The 26,431-nt window shown below is 63.6% G+C and carries 25 protein-coding genes and 1 tRNA gene; 16 read left to right on the top strand and 10 right to left on the bottom strand.

Annotated elements, in window-relative coordinates; all coding sequences use genetic code 11:
* Entirely contained in the window at positions 1 to 1,251 is a 1,251-nt protein-coding gene (locus IM733_RS09770) for a 2-aminoadipate transaminase (RefSeq protein ID WP_248920671.1), read from the bottom strand.
* A gap of 137 nt (positions 1,252 to 1,388) precedes the next feature.
* The gene (gcvA, locus tag IM733_RS09765; RefSeq protein ID WP_248920670.1) at positions 1,389 to 2,282 is read right to left on the bottom strand and encodes a transcriptional regulator GcvA; all 894 of its coding nucleotides are present in this window, start codon (positions 2,280 to 2,282) and stop codon (positions 1,389 to 1,391) included.
* A gap of 250 nt (positions 2,283 to 2,532) precedes the next feature.
* On the opposite strand from gcvA, the gene IM733_RS09760 reads away from it, so the two are divergent.
* The 6 genes from IM733_RS09760 (at position 2,533) to IM733_RS09735 (ending at position 7,428) form a co-directional block, all read left to right on the top strand.
* Positions 2,533 to 3,918, top strand: a complete 1,386-nt coding sequence (locus tag IM733_RS09760; protein WP_248920669.1) for an amino acid permease — start codon at positions 2,533 to 2,535, stop codon at positions 3,916 to 3,918.
* Positions 3,919 to 4,106: 188 nt separating this feature from the next.
* The gene (locus tag IM733_RS09755) at positions 4,107 to 4,601 is read left to right on the top strand and encodes a PaaI family thioesterase (protein WP_248920668.1); all 495 of its coding nucleotides are present in this window, start codon (positions 4,107 to 4,109) and stop codon (positions 4,599 to 4,601) included.
* A 277-nt stretch (positions 4,602 to 4,878) separates the two neighbouring features.
* Complete coding sequence (locus tag IM733_RS09750; protein ID WP_248920667.1) at positions 4,879 to 5,277, top strand: DUF4398 domain-containing protein; 399 nt, start codon at positions 4,879 to 4,881, stop codon at positions 5,275 to 5,277.
* 11 nt (positions 5,278 to 5,288) lie between these two features.
* The gene (locus tag IM733_RS09745) at positions 5,289 to 6,077 is read left to right on the top strand and encodes an OmpA family protein (protein WP_248920666.1); all 789 of its coding nucleotides are present in this window, start codon (positions 5,289 to 5,291) and stop codon (positions 6,075 to 6,077) included.
* 107 nt (positions 6,078 to 6,184) lie between these two features.
* Entirely contained in the window at positions 6,185 to 6,730 is a 546-nt protein-coding gene (locus tag IM733_RS09740) for a GNAT family N-acetyltransferase (protein ID WP_248920665.1), read from the top strand.
* Between the two features lie 2 nt (positions 6,731 to 6,732).
* On the top strand, positions 6,733 to 7,428 hold the full coding sequence (locus IM733_RS09735) for a glutathione S-transferase N-terminal domain-containing protein (protein WP_248920664.1): 696 nt from the start codon (positions 6,733 to 6,735) through the stop codon (positions 7,426 to 7,428).
* A 45-nt stretch (positions 7,429 to 7,473) separates the two neighbouring features.
* Here the strand turns inward: IM733_RS09735 and IM733_RS09730 are convergent, their stop codons facing one another.
* A complete protein-coding gene (locus tag IM733_RS09730) occupies positions 7,474 to 9,090 on the bottom strand; it encodes an inorganic phosphate transporter (RefSeq protein WP_248920663.1) in 1,617 nt (538 codons plus the stop codon).
* 128 nt (positions 9,091 to 9,218) lie between these two features.
* Between IM733_RS09730 and IM733_RS09725 the strand changes: the two genes are divergently transcribed.
* The 8 genes from IM733_RS09725 to IM733_RS09690 all read left to right on the top strand — a co-directional run bounded on the left by IM733_RS09725 (position 9,219) and on the right by IM733_RS09690 (position 14,897).
* Positions 9,219 to 9,614: a DUF488 domain-containing protein gene (locus IM733_RS09725; protein ID WP_248920662.1), complete on the top strand. Its 396-nt coding sequence runs from the start codon at positions 9,219 to 9,221 to the stop codon at positions 9,612 to 9,614.
* Between the two features lie 15 nt (positions 9,615 to 9,629).
* Positions 9,630 to 10,061, top strand: coding sequence for a GNAT family N-acetyltransferase (locus IM733_RS09720; protein ID WP_248921153.1), 432 nt, complete (start codon positions 9,630 to 9,632; stop codon positions 10,059 to 10,061).
* Between the two features lie 190 nt (positions 10,062 to 10,251).
* Positions 10,252 to 10,641: a helix-turn-helix domain-containing protein gene (locus IM733_RS09715; protein ID WP_248920661.1), complete on the top strand. Its 390-nt coding sequence runs from the start codon at positions 10,252 to 10,254 to the stop codon at positions 10,639 to 10,641.
* A gap of 63 nt (positions 10,642 to 10,704) precedes the next feature.
* The gene (gene gacA, locus IM733_RS09710) at positions 10,705 to 11,343 is read left to right on the top strand and encodes a response regulator transcription factor GacA (protein WP_011534583.1); all 639 of its coding nucleotides are present in this window, start codon (positions 10,705 to 10,707) and stop codon (positions 11,341 to 11,343) included.
* A gap of 9 nt (positions 11,344 to 11,352) precedes the next feature.
* Positions 11,353 to 13,176, top strand: a complete 1,824-nt coding sequence (uvrC, locus tag IM733_RS09705) for an excinuclease ABC subunit UvrC (protein ID WP_248920660.1) — start codon at positions 11,353 to 11,355, stop codon at positions 13,174 to 13,176.
* 33 nt (positions 13,177 to 13,209) lie between these two features.
* Positions 13,210 to 13,770, top strand: coding sequence for a CDP-diacylglycerol--glycerol-3-phosphate 3-phosphatidyltransferase (pgsA, locus tag IM733_RS09700; RefSeq protein ID WP_011534581.1), 561 nt, complete (start codon positions 13,210 to 13,212; stop codon positions 13,768 to 13,770).
* A gap of 63 nt (positions 13,771 to 13,833) precedes the next feature.
* Positions 13,834 to 13,909 (top strand) — tRNA-Gly (locus IM733_RS09695).
* A gap of 223 nt (positions 13,910 to 14,132) precedes the next feature.
* Positions 14,133 to 14,897 carry an SDR family oxidoreductase gene (locus IM733_RS09690; protein WP_248920659.1) on the top strand — a complete coding sequence of 255 codons (765 nt, stop codon included), beginning with the start codon at positions 14,133 to 14,135 and terminating at the stop codon, positions 14,895 to 14,897.
* A gap of 61 nt (positions 14,898 to 14,958) precedes the next feature.
* On the opposite strand, the gene nhaA is transcribed toward IM733_RS09690, so the two are convergent.
* Positions 14,959 to 16,161 carry a Na+/H+ antiporter NhaA gene (nhaA, locus tag IM733_RS09685; RefSeq protein WP_248920658.1) on the bottom strand — a complete coding sequence of 401 codons (1,203 nt, stop codon included), beginning with the start codon at positions 16,159 to 16,161 and terminating at the stop codon, positions 14,959 to 14,961.
* Positions 16,162 to 16,646: 485 nt separating this feature from the next.
* Here nhaA and IM733_RS09680 point away from each other — a divergent pair, with 485 nt between their 5' ends.
* Complete coding sequence (locus IM733_RS09680) at positions 16,647 to 18,539, top strand: tetratricopeptide repeat protein (protein ID WP_248920657.1); 1,893 nt, start codon at positions 16,647 to 16,649, stop codon at positions 18,537 to 18,539.
* A 110-nt stretch (positions 18,540 to 18,649) separates the two neighbouring features.
* Here IM733_RS09680 and IM733_RS09675 read toward each other — a convergent pair whose 3' ends face one another.
* The 4 genes from IM733_RS09675 to dkgB form a co-directional block, all read right to left on the bottom strand.
* The gene (locus tag IM733_RS09675; protein ID WP_248920656.1) at positions 18,650 to 19,465 is read right to left on the bottom strand and encodes a class I SAM-dependent methyltransferase; all 816 of its coding nucleotides are present in this window, start codon (positions 19,463 to 19,465) and stop codon (positions 18,650 to 18,652) included.
* 392 nt (positions 19,466 to 19,857) lie between these two features.
* A complete protein-coding gene (locus tag IM733_RS09670; RefSeq protein WP_248920655.1) occupies positions 19,858 to 20,322 on the bottom strand; it encodes a DUF1348 family protein in 465 nt (154 codons plus the stop codon).
* A 270-nt stretch (positions 20,323 to 20,592) separates the two neighbouring features.
* Positions 20,593 to 21,774 carry an MFS transporter gene (locus IM733_RS09665; protein ID WP_248920654.1) on the bottom strand — a complete coding sequence of 394 codons (1,182 nt, stop codon included), beginning with the start codon at positions 21,772 to 21,774 and terminating at the stop codon, positions 20,593 to 20,595.
* Between the two features lie 63 nt (positions 21,775 to 21,837).
* Positions 21,838 to 22,641: a 2,5-didehydrogluconate reductase DkgB gene (gene dkgB, locus IM733_RS09660; protein ID WP_248920653.1), complete on the bottom strand. Its 804-nt coding sequence runs from the start codon at positions 22,639 to 22,641 to the stop codon at positions 21,838 to 21,840.
* Positions 22,642 to 22,978: 337 nt separating this feature from the next.
* On the opposite strand from dkgB, the gene IM733_RS09655 reads away from it, so the two are divergent.
* Complete coding sequence (locus tag IM733_RS09655) at positions 22,979 to 23,848, top strand: AraC family transcriptional regulator (protein ID WP_432760403.1); 870 nt, start codon at positions 22,979 to 22,981, stop codon at positions 23,846 to 23,848.
* 363 nt (positions 23,849 to 24,211) lie between these two features.
* Here IM733_RS09655 and IM733_RS09650 read toward each other — a convergent pair whose 3' ends face one another.
* On the bottom strand, positions 24,212 to 24,706 hold the full coding sequence (locus tag IM733_RS09650; protein ID WP_240064374.1) for a DUF934 domain-containing protein: 495 nt from the start codon (positions 24,704 to 24,706) through the stop codon (positions 24,212 to 24,214).
* On the bottom strand, positions 24,690 to 26,342 hold the full coding sequence (locus IM733_RS09645) for a nitrite/sulfite reductase (protein WP_248920652.1): 1,653 nt from the start codon (positions 26,340 to 26,342) through the stop codon (positions 24,690 to 24,692). The genes IM733_RS09650 and IM733_RS09645 overlap by 17 nt, the downstream gene beginning before the upstream one ends.
* Positions 26,343 to 26,431: the final 89 nt, after the last annotated feature.

The following is a 26,431-nucleotide window of genomic DNA, read 5'->3' as shown; positions in this document are numbered from 1 at the left end:
TCAGTTCAGCTCCATGAGGCACTGCTCGAGGATATCCAGCCCTTCCTCGAGCACCTCGGGCTCGATGGTCAGCGGGGCCAGCAGGCGAATGATGTGCCGCGCCTTGCCACTGGGCATCAGCAGCAAGCCTCTGTTCCGAGCCGTCTCTAGCATCTTGGCCAGCAGCGTCGGTGCCGGGCTGCCGTCCGGGTTTACGAACTCGAGCCCGCGCATGGCGCCGGTGCCTGTCAGGCGGCCGAGTCCGGCACACCCCCCTGATGCCTTCCAGCGTGCATGACGCGCCACGATGGCCTGTTCCTGTCGCTCGCCCCAGGTGGCGATGTTCATGTCGGTCATCTGCGCCAGGCTCGCCAGCGCCGCCGCGCAGGCGATCGGATTGCCGGAATAGGTCCCGCCCAGTCCGCCCTTGGGTAGCGCGCCCATGATCGCCTGCCGCCCGACCACCGCACCTAGCGGCATGCCACCGGCAATGCTCTTGGCCAGCAGCAGCAAGTCTGGCTCGATGCCTAGCCTGGGAAAGGCAAAGCGCTGGCCGGTGCGGCCAAAACCGGACTGAATTTCGTCGATGATGATCAGGATTTCGTGTTCGTCGCAGAAGCGGCGCAGTGTCTGGGCGAAGGTGGGGTCGAGGGCGAGGAAGCCGCCTTCGCCCTGTACCGGCTCGAAGATGAACGCCGCCACGTCTTCCACCGCCAACTCCACGCTGAACAGGCGCTCCATGGCTTCCAGGGCCTGTTCGCAGCTCACCCCGGTGTCCGGGCTGGGATAAGGCAGGTGAAAGACCGGGCCGGGCAATTCGCCCACACGCTGCTTGTACGGCGCGACCTTGCCGTTGAGGTTGAGGGTGGCCAGGGTGCGTCCGTGGAAGCCGCCATCGAAGGCGATGATGGCACGCTTGCCGGTGGCGGCGCGGGCGGCCTTGAGGGCATTTTCCGCCGCCTCCGCGCCGCTGTTGGTGAGCATGCCCGCCAGTGGGTAGCTGACCGGGACGAACTGGCGCAGGCGCTCCATCAGCTCCAGGTACGGGCCGTGGGGGGCGGCGTTGAAGGCGTAATGGGTCAGGCGCGCTGCTTGCTGCTGGATCGCCTCGACCACGGCGGGGTTGCAATGGCCCAGGTTGAGCACACCGATACCGCCGACGAAGTCGATGTAGCGCTTGCCATCGGTGTCCCAGACTTCAGCGTTGCGGCCATGGGAAAGTGTGATCGGGTGAACGATGGCGATGGATTGGCTGATACCTTCCGGATTCATGTACGCGCGGCCTGTTGTTCGAATAAGCCGCTATCGAAGCGCGCAACAAGTAGGTTTCGCAAACGAATTATTGGATTGCGATCATTCCTTGAATTCATGATGTTGGCGTGCGAACAGCCCGAATCACCCGGTCTCGCTCAGGTGCCTTGTGCCACCCGCTCGCGAATCCACTGCACGAACGCCCGCACCTTGGGCGCCTCGGCTGCATGCTCGGCATGGGCCATGAAATGCCGGCCGTTGCTCGCCAGCGGATGATCCCAGGCCACCACCAGCTTGCCCTCGGCCAGCTCTTCGGCCACGAGATAGCGTGGAATCAGGGCGATGCCGCAACCGGCGATGGCGGCGCGGATGCACAGGTAGAACGTGTCGAAGCGCGGCCCGTGGTAACTGTTCTGGCTGTGCAGGCCTAGGCCCAGGAACCACTCGTGCCAAGCCTCCGGGCGCGAGGCGCATTGCAGCAGGCGGTGCTCGGTCAGGGCCTCTGCGCTGGCAAAGCGACGTTGCGCCAAGCATGGCGCGCAGACCGGCACCACCTCCTCACTGAACAGTTCGATACAGGTTGCCCCCGGCCAGGTGCCCTGGCCGAAGAAAAAGGCGATGTCGGCCTTGGCCTGCACCAGGTCGAAGGGCTCGAGTTCGTTGCGGATATCCAGGTGGATGCGCGGGTGGCGATCGCCGAAGCCCTTCAGCCTGGGCACCAGCCAACGCGCACCGAAGGTGGGCTGGGTGGCGATGCGCAGCACTTCGGTCTCGTCGCCGTAGCTGAGGATGTAGCGGCTGGAGATGTCGATCTGGGTGAGGATCTTGTTCACTTCGGCCAGGTACAGCGCGCCCGCCGGGGTCAGGTGCAGGCGCCTGCGGATGCGCTGGAACAGCGGGTGGGCCAGCATCTCTTCAAGCTGCGCCACCTGCTTGCTGACCGCGCTCTGGGTCAGGTGCAGCTCCTGCGCGGCACGGGTGAAGCTCAGGTGGCGGGCAGCCGCCTCGAAGCATTGCAGGGCGGTGGTGGAGGGCATCAGGCGTCTGGACATGGCGAGGTGTTACCCAGCGAAAATGGAAGGAGTTCAATCCTTGAGGGAATGATGTGCTTCGAAAAGGTCGTTTGTTGAGCCGGAGCCATAGATTAATACTGACCGGGATCAACAATGACAACCCATTGTTCGTAGTGGAGGGAAAGTTAGCGACCGGCGTTTCACAACAACAAGAACGAGCAACTCCGACCTACAGAATTTCGCTCCAACATTCAGTCGTCCTTGCGACCGACCCATTCGAGGGTTCCCCATGGCATCGCCAGACAACAACAAACAGCGCTCCCTGCAACACGGCCTGACCTCGCGCCAGGTGTCCATGATCTCCATCGCCGGCATCATTGGCGCCGGGTTGTTCATCGGTTCCTCCAACGCCATCGCCACCGCCGGCCCGGCCATTCTCATTTCCTACGCCATGACCGGCCTGCTGGTGCTGCTGGTAATGCGCATGCTCGGTGAGATGGCCATTGCCAACCCCAACAGCGGTTCGTTCTCCACCTATGCCAGCGAGGCGATCGGGCCGTGGGCGGGCTTCACCATTGGCTGGCTGTACTGGTGGTTCTGGGTGCTGATCATCCCGGTCGAGGCCATCGCCGGCGCGGATATCCTGCATGCGTACTTCCCAGGTGTGCCGTCCTGGTTGTTCGCCTTCCTGATCATGGTCGTGCTGTCGGGCAGCAATTTGGTCAGTGTGAAGAACTTCGGCGCATTCGAGTACTGGTTCGCCCTGGTGAAGGTGGTCGCCATCGTTGCCTTCATCGTGGTCTGCAGCCTGGCGGTGTTGGGTTTCTGGCCGTTGGCCGAAGTGTCCGGGGTCAGTCGCCTGTGGGACAACGGCGGGTTCATGCCCAATGGTTTCGGCACGGTACTGGGCGGAGTGCTGATCACGATCTTCTCGTTCTTCGGCGCCGAGATCGTCACCATCGCCGCCGACGAGACCGCCAACCCGAAAGACAAGATCCGCCGCGCCACCAACCTTGTGGTGTACCGCATCGCCATCTTCTATCTGGCGTCGATTTTCCTGGTGGTGTCGCTGGTGGCCTGGAACGACCCGGGGCTCAAGGCGGTCGGTTCGTTCCAGCGGGTACTGGAGGTGCTGAACGTGCCGGGTGCCAAGCTGCTGGTCGACCTGGTGGTGCTGGTGGCGGTCACCAGTTGCATGAACTCCGGCTTGTATACGGCCTCGCGCATGCTCTATTCGCTGGGGGCTCGCGGTCAGGCATTGGGCATGACCAAGCGTATTTCCGGTGCCGGTGTGCCGACGGTGGCGGTCGTGCTTTCGACGTTGGCGGGGTTTGCCGGTTGCCTGGTCAACTATGTGTTCCCCGGCAAGGTATTTGGTTTCCTGCTGTCCACTACAGGTGCCATCGCCTTGCTGGTGTACCTGGTGATCGCCGTATCGCAATTGCGCATGCGCGCACGTGCCGAGCGGGAAGGGCGCACACTGGAGTTGCAGATGTGGTTGTTCCCATGGCTGACCTGGCTGGTGATCGGCACTATCGGCGTGGTGCTGGGCTACATGCTGTTCAGTGATGCCTACCGCTACGAAACGCTGATGACCGCCGGGGTGACGCTGTTCATCCTGCTGGTATCGCTGACCCAGCGGCGCAATCGGGTCCCGGCGTTGCTCAACACCTGACAGCCGATGCGATCCCTGTAGGAGCCGGCCTTGCCGGCGAACACCGGCTTAGCCGGTGCCAGCCCCCGCGTTGCCTGGTTCGCCAGCAAGGCTGGCGCCTACTCGGAAACAGTATTGACGCAGGCGTGGGGCGGGGCGCTACCATCGGCCAGTGTTGCCTGCCCAACTCCAACAAGCAAAGGATGCCCATGACCGATTCCCTGCAACACCTCGCCGCCCCCGAAGGTATCTGCTACGGCTGCGGCTGCGCTCACCCCAGCGGCCTGCATGTGCAGAGCCACTGGGATGCCGATGGCATCCACCTGTTGTGCCGCCACACCCCCGACGAGAGCTTCACCGGCTGGCCGGGCCTGGTCTATGGTGGCCTGCTGGCGATGCTGGTGGACTGCCATTCCAACTGGACTGCCATGGCTTACCATTACCGCGCCGAAGGTCGCGAGGCGGGCAGCCTGCCGCGGATCGACTGTGTCACCGGCCAACTCGGGCTGACCTACCTCAAGCCCACGCCCATGGGCGTCGAGCTGCTGCTCAAGGCGCGGGTCGAAGGTGAGGTCGGGCGCAAGAGCCGGGTGATCTGCGAGGTCTGGGCCGGTGATGTGCTGACCGTGCGTGCCGACTCGATATTCGTGAGAGTCGATACCGAGCAGCTCAAGCACCAGGCGCATCAACAGGGCCAGCGCTGATCACCAGGCCATTAAGCGGTCGCAAGGACCGCTCTCTTGTTGAAAACCCCTACATCAACTGATGAAAACTCCCATTCGGCTGCCTGTTCGCTGGGAATAGTCTGACCGCGCTTTTGCAATGGTCCGTCGTGATGCATTCGATTTTCATGATCACGAAACCGTCTGGGCCACGAGTGCGGTCGGTTTTTCGACGAGCAACCCGGACATTTCCCGCGTTTTCCGTGTCGAGCGAGGCTTGCCAGCCGCCGGAGCGCGAGTGCAGCCAAGGAGCTTTTCCATGATTGTCCCTTTCAACCGTAAGACCCTGCCGCTAGCCGGCCTGCTCATCACCCTGGGCGGCTGTGCCAGCGCAGTGAAACCCACCGAACAGATTGAAATTGCCCATAACGCGGTCAACCGTGCGGTTGCCGCTGATGCCACCCAATATGCACCGGTGAGGATGTTTTCGGCACAGCGCAACCTTAACGCCATGGAGCGAGCGTTGGGTGAGCACGATTACGCTGAAGCAAAACTTCTCGCTGTGCGCGCCGAGGTAGATGCGATCGCGGCCGAGGCCGAGGCTGGCGCCTCCAAGGCTGAAGAGAGCGCTGATGAGGCGAGGAAGGCGGTGGACGATATCCGTAAGGAAGGGCTACAGGCGTCTGGTTTTTCCGCTGACAAACCTACCCACCCATAAAGGAAGCGAACATGTCGAACAAACTTTTCCTGCCAGCCTTGTCCGCCCTTGCACTGGTGCTCGCGGGTTGTGCCGCCACGCCGGAAAACCCGCAATTGGTCCAAGCCCGCGAGGCTTTCACTGCCCTGCAAGGCAAGCCTGAGTCGCATCGCCTGGCTGCCCTGGAAACCCAGCAGGCACAAGCCGCGCTGCGCCGTGCCGAAGAAGCTTCGCAGGTCAACCGCAAGGCGCTCGAAGTAGAGGAGCTCGCCTATGTGGCCAACAGCCGAGTCGATGCCGCCAATGCGAAGGTCCGTCAACGCCAGGCCGAGGCGAAACTGAAGAGGGTCGAGGCCGAACGTGTCAGAGCGCAGCTGGACGTGCGCGATGCTCAGCTCAACGCGTTGAAGGCACGTTTGGTCAGCAAGGCTGACAAAGTCGAGCAGACCGACCGCGGTACCGTGGTGTCGTTCGGCGATGTATTGTTTGCGACAAACAAGGCAACGTTACGTAACGATAGCCTCGACGATCTCAAGAGCCTTGCCGAGTTTCTGCGTGCAAACCCTGAGCGAAAAGTCCGGGTGGAAGGCTTCACAGATGCCAGAGGGTCGGAAAGTTACAATTTGACCCTATCCCGGGAGCGGGCCTATGCGGTGGCTGAGAAACTGAGAGACTTCGGTGTTTCAAACAACCGCATTACCAGCGAGGGCTATGGTAAGTCGTTCTTGTTGACGCACAGTACGGATGAGCGTTCGCATCAGCGTAATCGGCGGGTGGAAATTATCGTCTCCAATGACGCTAATGCTGTGAGAGCCCGTTGACAGATTGATCAGGCGACCCGGCCCTGGCCGGGTCGCCTTTTCATTTGCACCGCCCATGCAGGGCTGGCATTGTCGGAGGCGATCCGGACGCCCGACAGGATGTTGCCATGCCCTACCAGATCCGCCCGGCCCGCGACGCTGACAGCAGCGCCCTGAGCCATGTCGGCCAGGCCACCTTCGCTTTGGCCAGCCCACCCGACAGCGCCCCTGCCGCGCTGCGGCACTATATCGCCCATCACCTTCAGCCCGAGCATTTCCTGATGCACCTGCAGCATCCTCACAAGCGCCTGCTGGTCGTGGAGCAGGCAGGGCAGGTGGTGGGTTACAGCATGCTCGACCTGGCGCCCGGCAGCCTGGATATCGCTGCCGCCGACCATCGGGTGGAAATCTCCCGCTTCTATCTGCTGCCCTGTGCCCATGGCACGGGCGCCGCGCAGCAGCTGCTGGAGGCGACCCTGGCCCACACCCATGATGCGGTGCGCCTCACCGTCAATGAACTCAACGCAAGGGCCATTCGCTTCTACCAGCGCAACGGCTTTCGCAAGGTGGGGGAGGCGGTCTTCCCGTGTGGCGAGGAGCGCCATCGTGATTGGGTGATGCTCAGGGACGCCGCTTCGCCCACCCCGTGCCAACCCCACACCTCCAAGGCCTGAACATGACTGATCTGTCTGCGTTCCCCATCACCCGCAAGTGGCCGGCCCGGCACCCCGAGCGGTTGCAACTGTACTCGCTGGCCACGCCCAACGGCGTCAAGGTTTCGATCATGCTCGAGGAGATCGGCCTGCCCTATGAAGTACACAAGGTCAGCTTCGATACGGATGACCAACTGAGCCCCGAATTCATCTCGCTGAGCGCCAACAACAAGATTCCGGCGATCCTTGACCCCGATGGCCCAGGTGGTCGGCCGCTGCCGCTGTTCGAGTCGGGGGCGATCCTGCAGTACCTGGCCGAGAAGAGCGGCCTGCTGCTCAGTCATGATCCGGCCCAGCGCTATCAGACGCTGCAGTGGCTGATGTTCCAGATGGGCGGCATCGGGCCGATGTTCGGCCAGGTGGGGTTCTTTCACTTTTTCGCGGGCAAGGACTACGTGGACAAGCGGCCGCGGGATCGTTACGTCAACGAGTCGAAGCGGTTACTGGGGGTGCTGGATCGGCACCTGAGTGGGCGTGAATGGATGGTGGACGCGTACAGCATCGCCGATATCGCCATGTTCCCCTGGGTGCGCAACCTGGTGGAACGCTACAACGCGCGGGACCTGGTGGGGTTCGATGAGTTCAGGGAAGTGCAGCGGGTGCTGGGCAGCTTCCTCGAGCGCCCGGCGGTGCAGCGTGGCCTGAAGATACCCGGTTGATCGTGCCTCACCTCGGTGATCGCGGCTGAAGCCGCTCCTACAGGATCAGGCGAGCTGGTTGAGTAACCAGTACAGGCTCCCCGCCAGCAGCATCGCCGCTGGCAAGGTCAACACCCAGGCCATCAGCAGGTTGACCAGGGTGCGCTTCTGGATTCCCGACCCGTTGGCCACCATGCTCCCGGCCACACCGGAGCTGAGCACGTGGGTGGTCGACACCGGCAGCCCGAATAGGTCCGCCGCACCGATGGTGCACATCGCCACCACCTCGGCCGAGGCGCCCTGGGCATAGCTCAGATGGGTCTTGCCGATCTTCTCGCCGACCGTGACCACGATGCGCCGCCAGCCGACCAGGGTGCCCAGGCCCAGGGCGATCGCCACCGCCACCTTGACCCACAGCGGGATGTAGCGGGTGGCATCGTCCAGCTGGCGCTTGAACAGTTGCACGTGGCGGCTGGTGTCGGCATCGAAATGGGCGAGCTGGTGCTTGTCGAGCAGGCGAATCGCCTCGCTGGTCAGGTACATGTCGTTGCGCACGTTGGCCATGGCCTCGGCGGGCACACGCTTGAGCGAGCCGTAGCCTTTGACTTCCTCGCCGATCATGCCGGTCAGTTTGGCCAGGGCGGGAACCAGTTCGGGGCTGGCCTTGGGCACGCTGATAAAGTCGGTGAGGGTCTGGCGCGGGTCGTCGGGTGCCGGCTGCGGCGCACTGCGCACCAGCGCCTGGCGGGTTACCTGCGCCACGGCCGAGAACTGCAGGGCCTGCTCGTTGGGCATGGTCTTGTTCAGGGCGTAGGCCATGGGCAGGGTGCCGACCAGAATGAGCATGATCAGGCCCATGCCTTTCTGCCCGTCGTTCGAGCCATGGGCGAACGACACGCCGGTGCAGGTCAGGATCAGCACGCCACGGATCCACCAGGGCGGCGGGGTCTGGCCTTCTGGCGCCTGGTACAGCTCCTGGCGCTTGACCAGCGTGCGCAGAGCCAGTAGCAGCAGGGCGGCGCAGGCGAAGCCGATCAGCGGCGAGAACAGCAGGGCGTAGCCGACCTTGCTGGCCTGGGTCCAGTCCACCCCGCTGGTGCCGTCGCGCCCGTGCATCAGCGCGTTGGCCACGCCCACGCCGATGATCGAGCCGATCAGGGTGTGCGAGGAGGAGGCCGGCAGGCCCAGCCACCAGGTACCCAGGTTCCAGATGATCGCCGCCAGCAGCAGGGCGAAGACCATGGCGAAACCGGTGTTGGAGCCCACCTGCAGGATCAGTTCAACCGGTAGCAGGGCGATGATGCCGAACGCCACCGCCCCGCTGGAAAGCAATACGCCGAGAAAATTGCACAGCCCCGACCATACCACCGCCACTGGTGCCGGCAGCGAGTGGGTGTAGATCACCGTGGCCACGGCATTGGCGGTGTCGTGGAAACCGTTGACGAATTCGAAGCCCAGAGCGATCAGCAGCGCCAGGCCCAGCAACAGGAACGGGGTGACGGTGGTGACCACGGTGCCGCTGGCGCTGACGTCCTGCTTGAGGCTCCAAAAGGTGTAGGCCAGGCCGGTCAGGAGCAAACCGATGAACAGGGTGAGGGTGGCGCGGCTGGGTTTGTGAGCAAGCGGGGGGTGCGAATCGCGGTGTGTCAGTTGCGGCTGGCTGGCCAGTGACGGGGTTGCCATGGGGGCTCCGGTTGGCGTCGGGCAAGGGTGCCGAAGGCTTTCAGCATAGAAACAATTCGTTACTGGTGCGTGACCTCGGTCAATGAACGCCTTAGGCTTGCTGAGGTGAGATGTCGCGCAGGTGGCTTATGATTCGATGCAAGCGTGTCTACGAAGCGGCATTGCCGAGCGATGGCCAGCGTGTGTTGGTCGATCGCCTGTGGCCGCGCAACACGCGCAAGGAAGACCTGCTGGGCCGATGGTTGCGTGAGGTGGCGCCTTCCGACGAACTGCGCAAGGCGTTCCATGCCGGTGAGCTGGATTTTGCCGGTTTCACCCGGCGCTACCAGCAAGAACTGGCTGCCCATCCCGAGCATTGGTACCCCTTGCTGGACGTGGCCGACAAGGGCGTCCTGACCTTGCTGCATGCCGGCAAGGACACCGAGCACAACAATGCCCAGGTACTGGCCCGCTGGCTGGAAGACGAACTGGAGCGACGCGGCCCGGGCAGTTCGCCGGTCTGCTATACCCCCGAAACCTCTTGATCCGTGTGTTCGATGATGCCCCCTCAACTGATTCCCGCCACCGATAACCAGCGTACCTTCGCCCGTGACCTGACCCGTCGCGCCATGCTGCCGTACTACCGTGAATTCGACCTGCTATGGATCGAGGAGGCCTTCGACGAAGCCTGGGGCTGGCGCGAGCAGTGGCTGCTGGTCGAGGACGACCAGGTGCTGGGGTTCTGCAGCCTGAGCCAGGACCGCCAGGCTTTGTACATCCGCGAGTTGCACCTGCTGCCTGAGCATCGTGGAAGAGGTGTAGGGAGCTGGGCGCTGGAGACGTTGGCAAGCTGGGCGGCGCATCGGCGTTTGCCGTTGCTTCGCTTGACGGTGTTCAACAGTAACCCGGCGCGACAGCTGTACCTGCGCCGGGGATTTGTAGAGGTGGGTGTTGATGAATGTTTCGTGCGCATGCAGCGGCACGTGCCATGAGCTTTCACTGGCATGCAGATGCCAGGCAACATGGCCCAGTAACCGCTCTCATTGCCCCGGCTTTCAGGGGCGTGGCGCAATGATGGCTTGCAAGGATTGGATCCAATTGGCATAGTGCCGAGCGAATGCAGACGTATTCACTCGGGTGCTGGATGCACCCGTCCACCATCCACGCAAAGGAGGCACGCAGATGAACGGATTTGGTCCCCGCCTACGAGAAGAGCGCGAACGCCTGGGCCTAACCCAGCGCGTATTCGGTGATATCGGGGGGGTAGAGCCCAATGCCCAGGGCAAGTACGAAAGCGGCGAGCGCACACCGCGCATGGACTATCTGGCTGCCGTGGCGGCCAAGGGCGTCGATGCGCTGTACGTGTTGAGCGGGGTCTGCACCCCCGCGCCCCTGGACAGCCTGACCGCCGACGAAGACCGTCTGCTCGGCGCCTTTCGGCGTTTGCCGTCGGCCGACCAGGCAGCGGTATGGCACCTGCTCAACCGCCTGGCAGGTGAAACGGACGGGCCGGATGCTCCGCGGGTACGGCGCCTCGACCGGCAGGCATACTTCCATGACGCTTTGCGCTAGGTTCGCCGTGAAATTTTTTGTTAAGGTGGCGGGATCCAATCGCCCCACTAACGAGGTGTCTGCTTGATTAGGGTCCTGGTGGTCGACGATCACGATCTGGTGCGTACCGGCATCACGCGCATGCTGGCCGACATCGACGGCCTGCAAGTGGTGGGGGAGGCGGACTCCGGCGAGTCCGCCCTCAAACTCGCCCGTGAGCTCAAGCCTGACGTGGTCCTGATGGACGTGAAAATGCCAGGGATCGGCGGCCTGGAGGCAACGCGCAAGCTGCTGCGCAGCCATCCGGACACGAAAGTGGTCGCGGTGACGGTGTGCGAGGAAGACCCGTTCCCCACCCGGTTGCTGCAGGCGGGTGCCGCCGGCTACCTGACGAAGGGGGCCGGGCTCGACGAGATGGTCCAGGCGATTCGCCTGGCCTTCGCCGGTCAGCGCTACATCTGCCCGCAGATCGCCCAGCAACTGGCGTTGAAGTCGTTCCAGCCCCAGGGCTCGCCGTTCGACGCCCTTTCGGAGCGGGAAATCCAGATCGCCCTGATGATCGTCGGCTGCCAGAAAGTGCAGATCATCTCCGACAAGTTGTGTCTGTCCCCCAAGACCGTCAATACTTACCGTTATCGGATCTTCGAAAAACTCTCGGTCACCAGCGACGTCGAACTGACGTTGCTGGCTGTCCGCCACGGTATGGTCGACGCAAGTCTTTAAACACACCTCATGTCTCAACCTTTTGACGCAAGCGCGTTCCTGGCGACCTGCAGCGGTCGCCCGGGCGTGTACCGGATGTTCGACGGCCAAGCCCGGCTGCTGTATGTGGGCAAGGCCAAGAACCTCAAGAAGCGCCTGGCCAGCTATTTCCGCAAGACCGGCCTGGCGCCGAAGACGGCTGCCCTGGTGGGGCGTATCGCCCAGGTCGAAACCACCATCACTGCCAATGAGACCGAAGCGCTGCTGCTTGAGCAGACGCTGATCAAGGAATGGCGGCCGCCCTACAACATCCTGCTGCGCGACGATAAATCCTACCCGTACGTATTCCTGTCCGACGGTGAATTCCCGCGCCTGGGCATCCACCGTGGCGCGAAGAAGGCCAAGGGCCGCTATTTCGGCCCTTACCCCAGCGCCGGCGCCATCCGTGAGAGCCTGAGCCTGTTGCAGAAGGCGTTCTCGGTGCGCCAGTGCGAGGACAGCTACTACGCCAATCGCACACGCCCGTGCCTGCAGTACCAGATCAAGCGCTGCAAGGGCCCGTGCGTGGGCCTGGTGTCGCCCGAGGAATATGCCGAGGACCTGCGCCACTCGGTGATGTTCCTCGAAGGCCGCAGCCAGCAACTGGGCAACGAACTCAACGCCGAGATGGAAAAGGCCGCCATGGCCCTGAACTTCGAGAAGGCCGCCGAGCTGCGCGACCAGATTGCCCTGCTGCGCCGGGTCCAGGACCAGCAGTACATGGAGGGCGGCTCCGGCGATGTCGATGTGGTGGCGGCCTTCGTCAACCCCGGCGGCGCCTGCGTGCACCTGATCAGCGTGCGTGGCGGCCGGGTGCTGGGCAGCAAGAACTTCTTCCCGCAGGTGGGTATCGAGGAAGAGGTGGCCGAAGTCATGGCCGCGTTCCTCTCCCAGTACTACTTGGGCAACGCCGAGCGCGAACTGCCGGGTGAGCTGATCGTCAATGTGGTGCACGAGGACTTCGGCGCCATCACCGAGGCCGTGCAAACGCTGCGCGGCCGCGAGCTCAGCATCAGCCACCGGGTGCGCGGCACCCGGGCCCGCTGGCAACAACTGGCAGTGACCAACGCCGAGCAGGCCCTCAACGCCCGCCTGGCCAACCGCCAGCACATGGCCGCGCGCTTCGAGGCGCTGGCCCAGGTGCTCGACCTGGACGAAGTGCCGCAGCGCCTGGAGTGCTACGACATCAGCCACTCCAGCGGCGAGGCCACCGTGGCCAGCTGCGTGGTGTTCGGCCCTGAAGGCCCGCTCAAGTCCGATTACCGCCGCTTCAACATCGAAGGCGTCACCGCCGGCGACGACTACGCAGCCATGCATCAGGCCCTGCAGCGCCGCTATGGGCGCATCAAGGACGGCGAGGGCAAGCTGCCCGACGTGCTGTTTGTGGACGGCGGCAAGGGCCAGTTGAACATGGCCCGCGACGTGATGCAGGACCTGGGGTTCGGTGACCTCACGCTGCTGGGGGTGGCCAAGGGCGTGACCCGCAAGGCCGGTTTCGAGACCCTGTACCTCAACGACGTGGCCCACGAGTTCACACTCAAGGGCGACTCGCCGGCCCTGCACCTGATCCAGCAGATCCGCGACGAGGCCCACCGCTTCGCCATCACCGGCCACCGCGCCCGCCGCGGCAAGGCCCGCCGCACTTCGAGCCTGGAAGATGTAGCCGGGGTAGGGCCGAAGCGCCGGCGCGACCTGCTGAAACATTTCGGCGGCCTGCAGGAGCTCAACCGCGCCAGTATCGACGAGATCGCCAAAGCCCCGGGCATCAGTAAAAAGCTTGCCGAGTCGATTTATGCCAGCCTGCATAGCGAGTAGAATGCCGGGTTCAACTCGCAGCCAGTCGTACCGATGAATATTCCAAACCTGCTCACCGTTCTACGCGTCCTGCTCATCCCGATCTTCATCTTGCTGTTCTATGTGCCCTATCACTGGAGCTACATGGCCGCCAGCACGGTGTTCGCCATCGCCGCCGCCACCGACTGGCTTGACGGCTACCTGGCCCGTCGGTTGCAGCAGAGCACCCCGTTCGGCGCCTTCCTCGACCCGGTGGCCGACAAGCTGATGGTGGCCGTGGCCCTGGTGCTGCTGGTGCAGGTGCACGCCAACTTCTGGCTTACGCTGCCGGCGGCGGTGATCATCGGCCGCGAGATCGTGGTTTCGGCGCTGCGCGAGTGGATGGCCGAGCTGGGGGCGAGGGCGCATGTGGCGGTGTCGAACCTGGGCAAGTGGAAGACCGCCGCGCAGATGCTGGCGCTGGTGATCCTGCTGGCCAACCCGCCGGTGCTGACCTTCTGGGTGGTGCTGGGCTATGGTTTGCTGCTGGTGGCTGCTGGCCTGACTCTGGTGTCGATGGTGCACTACCTGCTGGCCGCCTGGCCGCACCTGCGCGAAGGCTCGGAGCAGAAATAAAAGTTTTTTGAATCAAGGGGTTGACGTCGTTCTGCAATTCGATAGAATGGCACCCATCACGACGCGGGAATAGCTCAGTTGGTAGAGCACGACCTTGCCAAGGTCGGGGTCGCGAGTTCGAGTCTCGTTTCCCGCTCCAAATTCGATCCTCAGTGCGTCGCTGGGATCACAAAGAAGAGGCCGAAAGGCCTCTTTTTTTATGCCTGAATTTCTTGTGATCTTTCCATTCTTTTCTTTGCCCAAGGCTGCATTTCACCTGTGCGGGATGACCGCTGGGCGCAAGAAACGGAGTGAATCGCCCGCCGCCGTGCCTGAAAGTGGCATGCACAAACGTGCATTCACTTTCAGGACGAGGCCCCACCATGCAACTGACAGGCAAAGTGGCAATCATCACCGGCGCCAGTTCCGGTATCGGCCGGGCGGCGGCGCATTTGTTCGCCAGGCACGGCGCGCGGCTGGTGCTCACGGCTCGTCGCCAGGACAAACTCAACCAATTGCAGGATGAGTTGGACGGTGGCGGGCAGCGGGCGGTCATCGCCGTGTCCGGCGACATCACCGACCCTGCATTAGCACCGGAACTGGTGCGCGCCGCCATGCGACAATTCGGCGGCCTGGACATCGCCTTCAACAACGCCGGCACCCTCGGTGAGCTGGCGCCTACGCCCGGCCTGACGCTGGAAGCCTGGCGTCACACCCTCGATACCAACCTCACCGGTGTCTTCCTTTGCGCGCGGGCGCAGATCCCCGCGTTGCTGAATCGCGGCGGCGGTTCGCTGATCTTCACCTCGACCTTTGTCGGCCACAGCGTGGGCATGCCGGGTATGGCCGCCTATGCGGCGAGCAAGGCCGGGCTGGTGGGTTTGACTCAGGTGATTGCGGCGGAATATGGCGCACAAGGCGTGCGTGCCAATGCCCTGTTACCGGGTGGCACCGACACGCCCATGGGGCGCAGTGTGACGGGCAGCCCTGAGGTGCGAGCGCATGTAGAGGGGTTGCATGCTCTAAAGCGCCTTGCCCGGCCGGAAGAAATCGCCGAGGCCGCGTTGTTCCTGGCGTCTGACGCGTCGAGTTTCATGACTGGGGCGGCGATGGTAGTGGATGGCGGGGTGTCGAGCGTTCGGGGCTGAAATGTGTTCAATCGCGAGGCAAGCCCGCTCCCACGCTTGATGTGTGGGAGCGGGTTTTCCGTTAGTCCGCCTGCTTGGGCGCAAAGCGCAGGATCAGGCAGGCGATCACTGCCGACAACAGCGAACCCAGCAAGATGCCGATCTTGGCCGCGTCAACCTTCTCGACCTGGCCCGGGAAGGCCAGTTCGCCGATGAACAGGCTCATGGTGAAGCCAATGCCGCACAGCATCGCCACGCCATAGATCTGCAGCCAGCTGGCGCCACGGGGCTTGCTGGCCAGGCCGCTCTTCACCGCCAGCAGCACACCGGCGAACACCCCAAGCTGTTTGCCCAGCAACAGGCCCAAGGCGATGGCCAGCGGCAGCGGGGCGAAGATGTCGCTCCAGCCCAGGTCACCGAACGACACGCCGGCATTGGCGAAGCCGAACGCCGGGACGATAAGGAAGCCCACCCAGGGGGCCAGGCCATGCTCCAGCTTGAGCAGTGGGCTGGCTTCACGCTCGGCACCGCTACCGGCGCTGTAGGGAATCAGCAGCGCGCCGACCACGCCGGCGATGGTGGCGTGCACGCCCGACAGCAGGGTGACGTACCACAGCGCGGCGACACCGATCAGGTAAGGCCACAGGGCCACCACGCGCAGGCGGTTGAAGGCCAGCAGCACGGCGACGATGCCGGCGGCGCCGGCCAGTGCCAGCAGGTTGATCGACGAGGTGTAGAACACCGCGATGATCGCCACCGCGCCCATGTCGTCGATGATCGCCACCGAAACCAGCATCACTTTCAGCGACAGCGGCGCGTGCTTGCCGAGCAGCGCCAGGGCGCCGACGGCAAAGGCGATGTCGGTGGCGGCGGGAATCGCCCAGCCACCTGCCAGCCCGGGCTCGCCATGGGAGACAGCCAGGTAGATCAGCGCCGGCACGGCCATGCCCATCAGCGCCGGCAGGGCCGGCAGGCGGCGTTGCTCCCAGCTGGACAGGCGGCCGTCGACCAGCTCGCGCTTGATTTCCAGGCCCACCAGCAGGAAGAAGATCGCCATCAGGCCGTCGTTGATCCACATGTGCACGGTCATCGGGCCGAGCTTGTCGGTCAGCACCGGGCCGACGGGCAGGTGCAGCAGGTGCTGGTAGGCACTGGCCCAGGGGCTGTTGGCGATGATGATGGCCAGCGTGGCAGTGAACATCAGCAACACACCACCGGCCGCTTCGGTGGCCAGCAGTTGGCGCAGCATCGAGGGCTGCTTGAGAGGATGGAGGGGGGCATTCATATAACGGTCCTCGTTCATGACGTCGCGCTCGTGAACGCAGGTGCTCGGCGTACAACGGGCACGGCGAGTCGCTGGCACCGTAGGTTACGGGCCACTGCGGCGAAGGGCGAGCAGAAGGATGGGTAAAGCGGCACGCAAACCCACGCCGTGAAGACACGGGGCGGGAAGGGCCATGGGGAATGGGGGCGTGCGTGCAACATGGACGGATCTCACGGAAAACAAATGAATGTTCTCCGTATTCGGGAAGGCTCCCGGGCGCACGCAGCACACGCCAGGCGCGCATTTTAGCGATTCGGATGGAGGGTTGTGTCATATTTTTGCGTCGAAATGTTGCCGAAGGGGTTGCCCCGTCAGTGTGGCCGAGGGCTCCACGAGGCGATAAAGGGTGGCAGGACGCGCTATTATCGCGCCCCCGAGCAATGCTCACCCTTCACGTAACAAGGCGCCTGCGTGGCGTCCGGTGCTTTTGATAAGGATGTTGATCGATGCAGTTGCCTGGCATGCCCGGATTCAGTTTTCGTCGCGGCGCAATCAATACCCTGCTGCGTGCGGCAGTCATCGCGCTGCTTCCAGGGGGGGCGCAGGCAGCATCGGCCGTTTGCCCGGCAGGCGACTTCACCACCTTCTTGCGCGCCTTTGCCCATGACCCGGCCTTGCAGCGTGCGTTCGTGGCGCCCGAGGTCGATGTGTTACGCCTGGCCCCAACTGCCGAAGGCATCGGCCCTGTGACCACGAAGGCGCGGGGCGATGGCCTGGGCTATCCGCTGTTCGACGGTCGTGGCCTGGAGTCCGACCAGGTGCAGTCCTGGGTCGATGGGCAGAGCGCCGAGGTGATCGACAAGCGCCAGGGCCTGAACGCGATCAAGGCCTACCGTTTCCGCGAACAGGGGTGCTGGACCTTGACCACCGTCGAGGACTGGTCGTACGAGCCGCAGGAAAGCGACCTTGCGCAGCAGTTGGGCAATACCCCTGAAGAGAAACGCTGCGCCGCCAGGGCCGAGCTGTTCACCGGGCTTGGGGCAAGGGAGGAGTACCTCCCCACCCGGGAGCTGTTCGAGGCAGGTATCGAGAACTACGTGTGCGCGGCAGCCTCGGGCGACCCTGTCATCAGCCGTCGCGCAGCGGGCCTGAGCATGTCGCAGATGGCGCCGTACCTGGGGTTCGCTCGCACCGAGGCCTTGTTCATGGCGGCAGCCAAGGCCAACCCGGAAGAATGGATCACGCTGGCCTATTTCTATTGCGACGGCAGCAGCCTGATTGCCTCCGAGCGACCCTGCCAGGCACCGGACAAGGCGCGCGCCGCGTTGGAAAAGGCGGCCCAGGTCGCCGGCAAGCCGGGCGCCGATGCATTGGCCGAGTGGCTGGCCAAGCATGGCAGCCAGCAAGATTCGACGGTGCTACCCATGCACCTCACCGGCAAGCGCGATGACGAGCGGCTGGTCATTGCCGACGCGGGAAACCATGTCAAAACCCTCACCGCCTACTACGCCAACAGCGACTATGTCGAAGAAGCGCTCGATGCTTTCAAGGCCTTGCCGGCCATTGCCAGCACGTCGAACCCAGGCCGTTTCGACGGCTTCGACGTGGCGGTGGCGCAGCCCAGGCGTGGTGCGCTGACCGTTACCGGTATCGAGGGCAAGCCGCATGCCGTGCGCTTGAACATGACCCTGCGTGGCGACGTGGTCGTACTGAGTACGCGGGAAGCCGGCAACGACAGCTTCAACTACAACCTGATCTTCGGCTACACCCCCAAGCGTGAAGACATCCAGCTGTTCGGGGTGTTGCTCAACACCAACCGCTATCAGTGCGGGCAGGCCTTCACCAGCACCTACTTCGTCGAATCGACCCTGGCATTGCACCAGCGGCTCAAGGACTTCGATGGCACCGGTGCCTTCCATGACCTCAAGGCGGCCTACCCGCAGTTGCAGGCGGCCAATGAGCCCTGGAAGGTATTGCCGATCGACCTCGAGCAGTCCGCCGCCGCGGCCCTGGCCAGCTACCGCAAGGGCGACCTGGCGGGCCTGGAGCGCCAATTGGGCGCGCTGGGCATCGTGGGTGGCGAGGCCAACTGTGACCTGCAGCGTTACGTCGTCGAACGTTTCTTTTATGCCGACCGGTTGGGCTGGTCCAACGACCTGGCCTTCCTGTTCGCCGAAGCGGGCCACTTCGAGCAGGCACGGATCCTGCTCGAGCGTGTCGTCGCGGCCGATCCGCAGCGCATCGTCGCCCACCTGAACCTGGCGGACAGCTACTGGGCGCTTGGTGATCGAGACACGGCGCGGCAGCGCTACCAGCGCTACCGGGAACTGATGGTCGCGGATGGCAAGGCGGCGCGGATCCCGCCTCGGGTGGCCGAGCGCGCGGTGCCTGATCGGTAGGCACCAGCCTCGCTGGCGAATGGAACGCGACACAGGGCTCAGGGCGTCGAGCATGCCGAACGGCTCGTCGACCCGTCGAGCTTTCCCGGTGGCGGGCGGGGCATGGTTGTTCAGGGCCAGCGCTGAGGCAAGTTGATGCCGACAGAGGTGAACGACTTCATCAACGTTTTGGGGCGGATAAGAGCCCTGATCTCTTCGGGGTACCTGAATTCAATCTGGCGCTTGTTGTGATCCATCACATATTGGTGGAGACCCAAGGTGGCGTAGACATGGTCAATGCTCAACTGCAGGCTTTCCTGAGGTCGCTCATTGATGATGAGTGCTCCCCATGGGGCCAAGTGATTCCGTATCTGGGTGGCGAAGCGGGTGAAGTCAGCATGGGCTATTTCGGAGATCAAATAGGAGATGGTGATGATGTCGTATTGCACATTTTCGTTAAGCGGCCAGTTATCCAGCACGTCAGCCTGCACCTTGCGCAATGTGAAATGCACGCCATTTGCGCTGCGCCGAATGACGTCATAGGCAATGTCCTCCCACAAGGGTTGGATATCCATGCGTGTCATCTCGACATTCAAAAAGCGTGGTCGATCGGGGCAGGCACTCAGGAAGCTGATGACGGCGGACAAGTCGCTGCCGGGCCCACCGCCAATCGACAGTACCCGGACCTTCCCGGATTTCAACCAATGGTCAACGCTCTCCTGGGGCAGGAGTTCCATGGCTGAGCGGTTTTCTTGACGGTGCACCGGCAGGTAGCGAAGTACATAGAGCTTTCTTTTTTCTTCACACCTGTAACTGATGACGTTTCCGTCACGGTACTGTCTGCGGAAGCAGTCAATGCAGCTTTCAGCGCCTGGTGTCCTCTGTTGGCAGCTCTTCCATTTGAGCGGAAGCAAGGCGTTCAGATAAAGATTGATGATGTCGTCCATGAGCCGATATTCGTGATGACGTGAGAGCGTGCCTGTCATTGAATAGTGGCAATTGGCCTTTGTCTGATCAAGCCGTTTCTCGTGTGCGTTTGGAATCCTGGCCTGGCTGGCGTGGTGTGATACCTGGCGCTCCAAGGCGTCGAGGGCGTTTTCAGAGCGCTTTTACTGCTTTTGCGGTCATTAAGGAGTACCTCCGGGCAACAGGGAAACTGTTGCGGGCTTGGGAGGTATCCTTGCGCCGACAAGGGCGATTAGCATCCAGAGGGGCAGGGGCCAGGAATGGCGTACGGCTGAGTCTGGCGCAGCCTTGTATTCCAGATCTCCCTGCTGCCTGCGGTCGTTGTCAGATGTGCTGAACGGGGGGCACGGAGGGCCAAGCGGCCCCCCAGGCTTCAGAAGCCGAAATCGCTCAACCCAGGGTGATCATCCGGCCGTCGCCCCAGCGGCCAGTGGAACTTGCGCTCGGCTTCGCTGATGGGCTGTTCGTTGATGCTGGCATGGCGGTTGCGCATCAGACCGTCCTCGGCGAACTCCCAGTTCTCGTTACCGTAGGCGCGGTACCACTGGCCGCTGTCGTCACGGTACTCATAGGCGTAGCGCACGGCGATGCGGTTGTCGGTGAAGGCCCAGAGTTCCTTGATCAGGCGGTACTCCAGCTCGCGGTTCCATTTGCGGGTGAGGAAGGCCTGGGCTTGTTCGCGGCTGTGGCAGAACTCGGCGCGGTTGCGCCAGTGGGTATCGGTGGTATAGGCCAGGGCGACCTTGGCGGCATCGCGGCTGTTCCAGCCGTCTTCGGCGAGGCGGACCTTTTCGATGGCGGTTTCACGGGTGAAAGGTGGCAGTGGCGGGCGGGGCATGGTGCGGTTCCTCTGGTTGAGGCCTGGAATGGCCTGGCAGGAAAGGAGGCTACGCCCACTGCGCCTTGCTGAGAATCGATGGTCCCGGCACTTCATAATTGTGCCAGCCGGAACAGTAGGCAGAGGGTAGGGGCGGGGGCTTTTGATCGTATGAAGGCTGCCAAGGGCCCGCCGCATGAGTTGCAGCGCCTTGAAGGTTGAGCGCCGCCCGCGCGGCGCTCGATCTCACAGGCGCCAACTCATGCGGCGAACACTTTGAAAGCGCAGCGGCTATACCGCCTCACCGAGGGCACTGCCCGCCACCTTGGCCCGCCCACCCAGCCATACCAGCAGCAACCCACCGGCCGCCAGCAGGCCACCGGCCATGGGCACTGCGGCATAACCCAGGTCCAGGCTGATCACCGCGCCACCCAGCGCGGCTCCCACCGCGTTACCCAGGTTGAACGCGCCGACGTTGATCGAGGACGCCAGGCCCGGTGCTTCGGCGGCGGCGATCATCACCCGCATCTGCAGTGGCGGCACCACGGCGAAGGTGAACATGCCCCACACCAGCAACGCGATGGCCGCACCGACATGGCTACCCAGCACCAGCGGCATCAGCAGCATGATCACCGCCAGGGCACCGAGGAAGATCCGCGCGGCGCCATCCAGCGACCAGTCCGCCAGCTTGCCACCCAGGCTGTTGCCGAGCGTGAAGCCCACGCCGATCAGCACCAGGCCGAGGGTGACGAAGGCGTCGGACGCGCCGGTCAGGTCCGCCAGCACTGGGGCGACGTAGGTGTACAGGGTGAACATCGCACCGGCACCCAGCACCGTGGTGGCCATGGCCAGCAGCACGTTGGGCCGGGCGATCACGGCGAGTTCCTTGCGTACATGAGGCACGCTGCCACGCTCACCCTTGGGCAGGGCGTACCACAGCGCGGCGATGGCCAGCACGCCCAGCACGGCGGTGCCGGCGAAGGCCATGCGCCAGCCGACCTGCTGGCCGAGCCAGGTGGCCGCGGGCACGCCACCAATGTTGGCGATGGTCAGGCCCATGAACATGGTGGCCACGGCACTGGCCTGTTTGTCCTTGGGCACGACACTGGCGGCGACCACCGCGCCCAGGCCGAAGAAGGCACCATGGTTGAGGCTGGTGATCAGCCGCGAGGCGAGCAGGGTGTAGTAGTCCGGCGCCAGGGCCGACAGCAGGTTGCCGACGGTGAAGATGCCCATCAGCATCATCAGCGCGGCGCGTTTGCCGAAGCGGCTGAACAGCAGGGTCATGATCGGCGCGCCGACCATCACGCCGATGGCGTAGGCGGTGATCAGCATACCGGCGCTGGGGATGCTGGCGTCGACGCCCTCGGCGATGACCGGCAGCAGGCCCATGGGGGTGAACTCGGTGGTACCGATGCCGAAGGCGCCGATGGCCAGGGCGAACAGGACCCGTTTGGGGGAAAGCGTGCTCATCGGGAGCTCCGTGTTACGTCATGAAGGTTAAGCCGCCCTGGCAGGGCGGCTCGATGGTTCAAGTCAGTCCCAGACTGGCGCCAAGCCATCCGGGCTGACCTCGCGGCCGTTGCGCTCGAGCGTGGCGATGCGGGCCATGTCGTCGGCGTCCAGGTGCAGGCTGCGGGCGAGCAGGTTGCTGGCCAGGTTCTCGCGTTTGGTCGACGAGGGGATCACCGCGTAGCCCAGCTGCAGTGCCCAGGCCAGCGCCACCTGGGCGACGGTGGCCTTGTGCTTGGCGGCGATCTCGGCCAGCACCGGGTCCTTCAGCACCTTGCCGTAGGCCAGGGTCATGTAGGAGGTGGTGGTGATGCCTTGTTCGTTGAGGAACGCGGTCAGCGTGCTGTTCTGCAGGTAGGGGCTGAGCTCGACCTGGTTGGTGGCGATCTCGCCCTGGCCGACCACGGCGATGGCCTGGCGGGTCAGTTCGATGTTGAAGTTGGAGACGCCGATCTGGCGGGTCAGGCCCAGCGCCTTGGCCTCAGCCAGGGCCTGCATGTACTCGCTGAGCTCGACGCCGTTGCCCGGCGCCGGCCAGTGGATCAGCAGCAGGTCGACATGGTCGGTGCGCAGCTTGGCCAGGCTGTCGCGCAGGCTGGGCACGAGTTTATCGGCGGCGTAGTTTTCGACCCAGATCTTGGTGGTGATGAACAGTTCGCCGCGTGGCACGCCGCTTTCGGCGATGGCCTGGCCGATGTCGGCTTCGTTCCGGTAGATCTGCGCAGTGTCGATGGCGCGGTAGCCCAGTTCGAGCGCGGACTTGACCGAATCGATGACGGCCTGGTCGGTGAGGCGGAAGGTGCCGAGGCCGAAGGATGGAATGCTCATGGGGCTGCTCCTGATAATCGAGTGGGTGCAGTCTGCAGGTTTCGGCGGGATTGATTAAGACGCCTTCGGGTTAAGGTCTTTTGACTATGAGTCAGTAATAGCCGGGTGGCTTGTGAATAAAAAGTAGGCAATGGTCGCTGCGTTTCACCTGTAGGAGCCAGCTTTGCTGGCGAACCGCACCGACGCGCAACCGTGGTGTGGCCTTCACCAGCAAGGCGGGCCCCTACGGGGCGAGTGGTTCGAACGATGTTCAGGCAGGCTTGAGCAAACGCGGCTAGGTATGATCGGGCCGGTATCGATGATGCTATGGCCTACCGTACTCCAGGAGTCTGCCCCGGTGCTCGACCTGCCCATCCATGTGCTGTACCAGAAGCGCTTTGACGCGGTGCTCGCCTATATCGAGGGTAACCTCGAAGGCGATCTGTCGGTCAACGCCCTGAGCGCGGTGGCGCATTTCTCGGCGTTCCACTTCCATCGGCAGTTCAGTGCCTATGTGGGGGTGCCGGTCGCTCGCTACGTGCAGTTGATGCGCCTGCGCCGCGCCGCCCACCGGTTGGCGTGCCAGGCGGACTACAGCGTACTCGACGCGGCCATGGGCGCTGGCTTCGAAAGCCCCGAGGCCTTCAGCCGGGCTTTCCGCCGCGCCTTTGGCCAGGCGCCCAGCGCGTTCCGGCGGCAACCTGACTGGCAACGCTGGAATACGGTGTTCGACATTCCTCATTTTTCCAGGAGCATCACCATGCAGGTACGAATCGTCGATTTCACCGAAGTCCGGCTGGCCGCGCTCGTACATCGTGGCCCACCGGGCCAGGTCAGCGAGACCGTGGGCCGTTTCATCGAATGGCGCAAGCGCAGCGGGCAATCGCCCGTGGCCACCAGCCGCAGTTTCGGTATCCCCTACAACAACCCCGATACTACAGCGCCCGAAGACTTTCGCTTCGCCATCTGTGGTGAGTTGTGCGAGGCGCTGCTGCCCAACGACGAAGGTGTGCACACGCTGAGCCTGCCCGGTGGGCGCTGCGCGGTGGTGCGGCATGTGGGGTCGCCCGATCATATCGGCGAGACCATCTATCCGCTTTACCGCGACTGGTTGCCGGGGAGTGGCGAGGAACTGCGGGATCACCCGCTGTTCTTCCAATACCTGAGCATCTATCCGCAGACACGGCTCGAGCAGTGGCAGACGGACATCTACGTGCCTTTGCGCTGAAGCGGTCCCGGCAGGGGCGGCTTTAGCCGCGATGCGGGCAACGCGGTGCCTGGCACCCGCTTCGCGGGTCATCGCGGCTGAGGCCGCTCCTACAATGGTTTCGCAACATCAATGGGTCATGAATTCTTCCATGAAAGCCAGCCTGCCGGCGAACGGGCCACGGATCAGTCCGCGATCTTCGTCAACCATTGGTGGCTGCTCGCGGCCAGCTGTTGGTGTGGTGGGTCTCGCGTTCGTTGCGAAGTGAATGAGTACGCCTTGATGTCGACGTGCCTTCGCAAGCCTCAATGAAAGATCAGGCCTGTTTTGTGGCAAGAAAGAAGGCGGAGTGATTGGGGCTGCAGGGCAGCCCCAATGCGAGGATCAGCGACGACGGAACAACGGCAGTGGTTCGTCTGTGGCGCCTTGGTAGGTGACCGAGAAGTCCTTCAGGCTTTGCAGCGCGTCTTCAGGGTTCTTGTCGGCACGGATGGCGAAGGCGTCGAAACCGCAGCGGGCCATGTAGAACAGTTGGTCGCGCAGCACGTCGCCAATGGCGCGCAGTTCGCCCTTGAACTTGTAGCGGTCACGCAGCAGGCGCGCGTTGGAGTAGTTGCGCCCGTCGGTGAAGGCCGGGAAGTTCAGGGCAATGACCTGGAAGTGCTCGACGTCGTCACCGATTTCCTCGGCTTCCTCGTCGCTGTCCAGCCAGATGCCCAGGCCACCGTCGCGGGCCTTGAGCAGGCTGGGGTGATCGCGCCACAGTTGCAGCGGCACGATGTAGTCGTCGCAATTGGTCAGCTCGTCGATTGACACGTCCTTGGGCAGCAGGTGCCAGGTTTCGTCGACGATCTGGTTGTGCTTAATGATTCGCTGCATAGACGCGTTCCTTGAAGGGGTCGATGCCGATCCGCTGGTAGGTGTCGATGAAGCGCTCGTCTTCGGTGCGCTGCTCGACGTACACGCTGATCAGTTTCTCGATCACGTCGGCCATGTCGTCCTGGGCGAAGGAGGGGCCGAGGATCTTGCCCAGGCTTGCGTCGCGGGCGGCATTGCCCCCCAGCGACACCTGGTAGAACTCCTCGCCCTTCTTGTCCACGCCAAGGATGCCGATGTGGCCGACGTGGTGGTGGCCGCAGGCGTTCATGCAGCCGGAGATGTTCAGGTCGAGCTCGCCGATGTCGAACAGGTAGTCCAGGTCGTCGAAGCGGCGCTGGATGGATTCGGCGATCGGGATCGACTTGGCGTTGGCCAGGGAGCAGAAATCACCGCCCGGGCAGCAGATGATGTCGGTCAGCAGGCCGATGTTCGGGGTGGCGAAGCCTTGCTCGCGCAGCTCCAGCCAGAGGGCGTGCAACTGGCGCTGCTCGACGTCGGCGAGGATGATGTTCTGCTCGTGAGAGGTGCGCAGGAAACCAAAGCTGTAGCGTTCGGCGAAGTCGGCGACGGCGTCGAGCTGTTTGTCGGTCAGGTCGCCGGGGGCGACGCCGGTGGGCTTGAGCGACAGGGTGACGGCGACGTAGCCCGGCTTTTTGTGGGCGCGGGTGTTGCGCGAACGCCAGCGGGCGAAGCCTGGGTGCTCAGCATCCAGCGCGCTGTAGTCGACGTTGTCCAGGGCCAGGTAGTCGGGGTCGACGAAGTGGCGTGCCACACGCTGTACTTCGGCTTCGGTCAGCGTGGTGCTGCCACCGCGCAGGTGAGCCATCTCGGCCTCGACCTTCTCGGCGAACACTTCCGGGGTGAGGGCCTTGACCAGGATCTTGATCCGCGCCTTGTACTTGTTGTCACGGCGGCCGTAACGGTTGTACACGCGCAGGATGGCATCGAGGTAGCTGAGCAGGTCCTGCCAGGGCAGGAACTCATTGATGAACGAACCAATCACCGGGGTGCGACCCAGGCCGCCACCGACCAGCACGCGGAAGCCCAGTTCACCGGCTGCGTTGCGCACCGGCTCCAGGCCGATGTCGTGCACTTCGATGGCCGCGCGGTCGTCGCTCGAACCGTTGACGGCAATCTTGAACTTGCGCGGCAGGTAGGCGAATTCCGGGTGGAAGGTGGTCCACTGACGCACGATCTCGCACCAGGGGCGCGGGTCGACCAGCTCATCGGCGGCTACACCGGCGAACTGGTCGGTTGTGACGTTGCGCAGGCAGTTGCCGCTGGTCTGGATCGCGTGCATCTGCACGGTGGCCAGCTCAGCGAGGATTTCCGGGATGTCTTCCAGCGCCGGCCAATTGTACTGCACGTTCTGGCGGGTACTGATGTGCGCGTAACCCTTGTCGTAGTCGCGGGCGATCTTCGCCAGCATGCGGGTCTGGCGGGCGTTCAGCTGGCCATAAGGCACGGCGACACGCAGCATCGGCGCGAAACGTTGGATATACAAGCCGTTCTGCAGGCGCAGGGGGCGGAATTCTTCTTCGCTCAGCTCACCGGCCAGGTAGCGGCGGGTCTGATCACGGAACTGCTTGACGCGGTCCTCGATGATCCGCTGATCGTACTCGTCGTATACGTACATATAAGTCCTGTCTCAGGCTGCATGCAGCTAATCGCGCGCACGGCCGCGCACTCCGGGTCGGAGCCGAGGAACGATAGCAGAGTGGGTTT

Source organism: Pseudomonas entomophila (genome assembly GCF_023277925.1).
In the GTDB taxonomy this organism is placed as follows: Bacteria; Pseudomonadota; Gammaproteobacteria; order Pseudomonadales; family Pseudomonadaceae; genus Aquipseudomonas; species Aquipseudomonas entomophila_D.
This window is presented reverse-complemented; position numbering and strand designations above follow the sequence as displayed.

Excerpts from the sequence above, each read along its gene's own strand:
- IM733_RS09770 (WP_248920671.1), bottom strand. The coding sequence starts at position 1,251 with ATGAATCCGGAAGGTATCAGCCAATCCATCGCCATCGTTCACCCGATC.
- gcvA (WP_248920670.1), bottom strand. The coding sequence starts at position 2,282 with ATGTCCAGACGCCTGATGCCCTCCACCACCGCCCTGCAATGCTTCGAG.
- IM733_RS09760 (WP_248920669.1), top strand. The coding sequence starts at position 2,533 with ATGGCATCGCCAGACAACAACAAACAGCGCTCCCTGCAACACGGCCTG.
- IM733_RS09755 (WP_248920668.1), top strand. The coding sequence starts at position 4,107 with ATGACCGATTCCCTGCAACACCTCGCCGCCCCCGAAGGTATCTGCTAC.
- IM733_RS09750 (WP_248920667.1), top strand. The coding sequence starts at position 4,879 with ATGATTGTCCCTTTCAACCGTAAGACCCTGCCGCTAGCCGGCCTGCTC.
- IM733_RS09745 (WP_248920666.1), top strand. The coding sequence starts at position 5,289 with ATGTCGAACAAACTTTTCCTGCCAGCCTTGTCCGCCCTTGCACTGGTG.
- IM733_RS09740 (WP_248920665.1), top strand. The coding sequence starts at position 6,185 with ATGCCCTACCAGATCCGCCCGGCCCGCGACGCTGACAGCAGCGCCCTG.
- IM733_RS09735 (WP_248920664.1), top strand. The coding sequence starts at position 6,733 with ATGACTGATCTGTCTGCGTTCCCCATCACCCGCAAGTGGCCGGCCCGG.
- IM733_RS09730 (WP_248920663.1), bottom strand. The coding sequence starts at position 9,090 with ATGGCAACCCCGTCACTGGCCAGCCAGCCGCAACTGACACACCGCGAT.
- IM733_RS09725 (WP_248920662.1), top strand. The coding sequence starts at position 9,219 with ATGATTCGATGCAAGCGTGTCTACGAAGCGGCATTGCCGAGCGATGGC.
- IM733_RS09720 (WP_248921153.1), top strand. The coding sequence starts at position 9,630 with ATGCCCCCTCAACTGATTCCCGCCACCGATAACCAGCGTACCTTCGCC.
- IM733_RS09715 (WP_248920661.1), top strand. The coding sequence starts at position 10,252 with ATGAACGGATTTGGTCCCCGCCTACGAGAAGAGCGCGAACGCCTGGGC.
- uvrC (WP_248920660.1), top strand. The coding sequence starts at position 11,353 with ATGTCTCAACCTTTTGACGCAAGCGCGTTCCTGGCGACCTGCAGCGGT.
- pgsA (WP_011534581.1), top strand. The coding sequence starts at position 13,210 with ATGAATATTCCAAACCTGCTCACCGTTCTACGCGTCCTGCTCATCCCG.
- IM733_RS09690 (WP_248920659.1), top strand. The coding sequence starts at position 14,133 with ATGCAACTGACAGGCAAAGTGGCAATCATCACCGGCGCCAGTTCCGGT.
- nhaA (WP_248920658.1), bottom strand. The coding sequence starts at position 16,161 with ATGAATGCCCCCCTCCATCCTCTCAAGCAGCCCTCGATGCTGCGCCAA.
- IM733_RS09680 (WP_248920657.1), top strand. The coding sequence starts at position 16,647 with ATGCAGTTGCCTGGCATGCCCGGATTCAGTTTTCGTCGCGGCGCAATC.
- IM733_RS09675 (WP_248920656.1), bottom strand. The coding sequence starts at position 19,465 with ATGGACGACATCATCAATCTTTATCTGAACGCCTTGCTTCCGCTCAAA.
- IM733_RS09670 (WP_248920655.1), bottom strand. The coding sequence starts at position 20,322 with ATGCCCCGCCCGCCACTGCCACCTTTCACCCGTGAAACCGCCATCGAA.
- IM733_RS09665 (WP_248920654.1), bottom strand. The coding sequence starts at position 21,774 with ATGAGCACGCTTTCCCCCAAACGGGTCCTGTTCGCCCTGGCCATCGGC.
- dkgB (WP_248920653.1), bottom strand. The coding sequence starts at position 22,641 with ATGAGCATTCCATCCTTCGGCCTCGGCACCTTCCGCCTCACCGACCAG.
- IM733_RS09650 (WP_240064374.1), bottom strand. The coding sequence starts at position 24,706 with ATGCAGCGAATCATTAAGCACAACCAGATCGTCGACGAAACCTGGCAC.
- IM733_RS09645 (WP_248920652.1), bottom strand. The coding sequence starts at position 26,342 with ATGTACGTATACGACGAGTACGATCAGCGGATCATCGAGGACCGCGTC.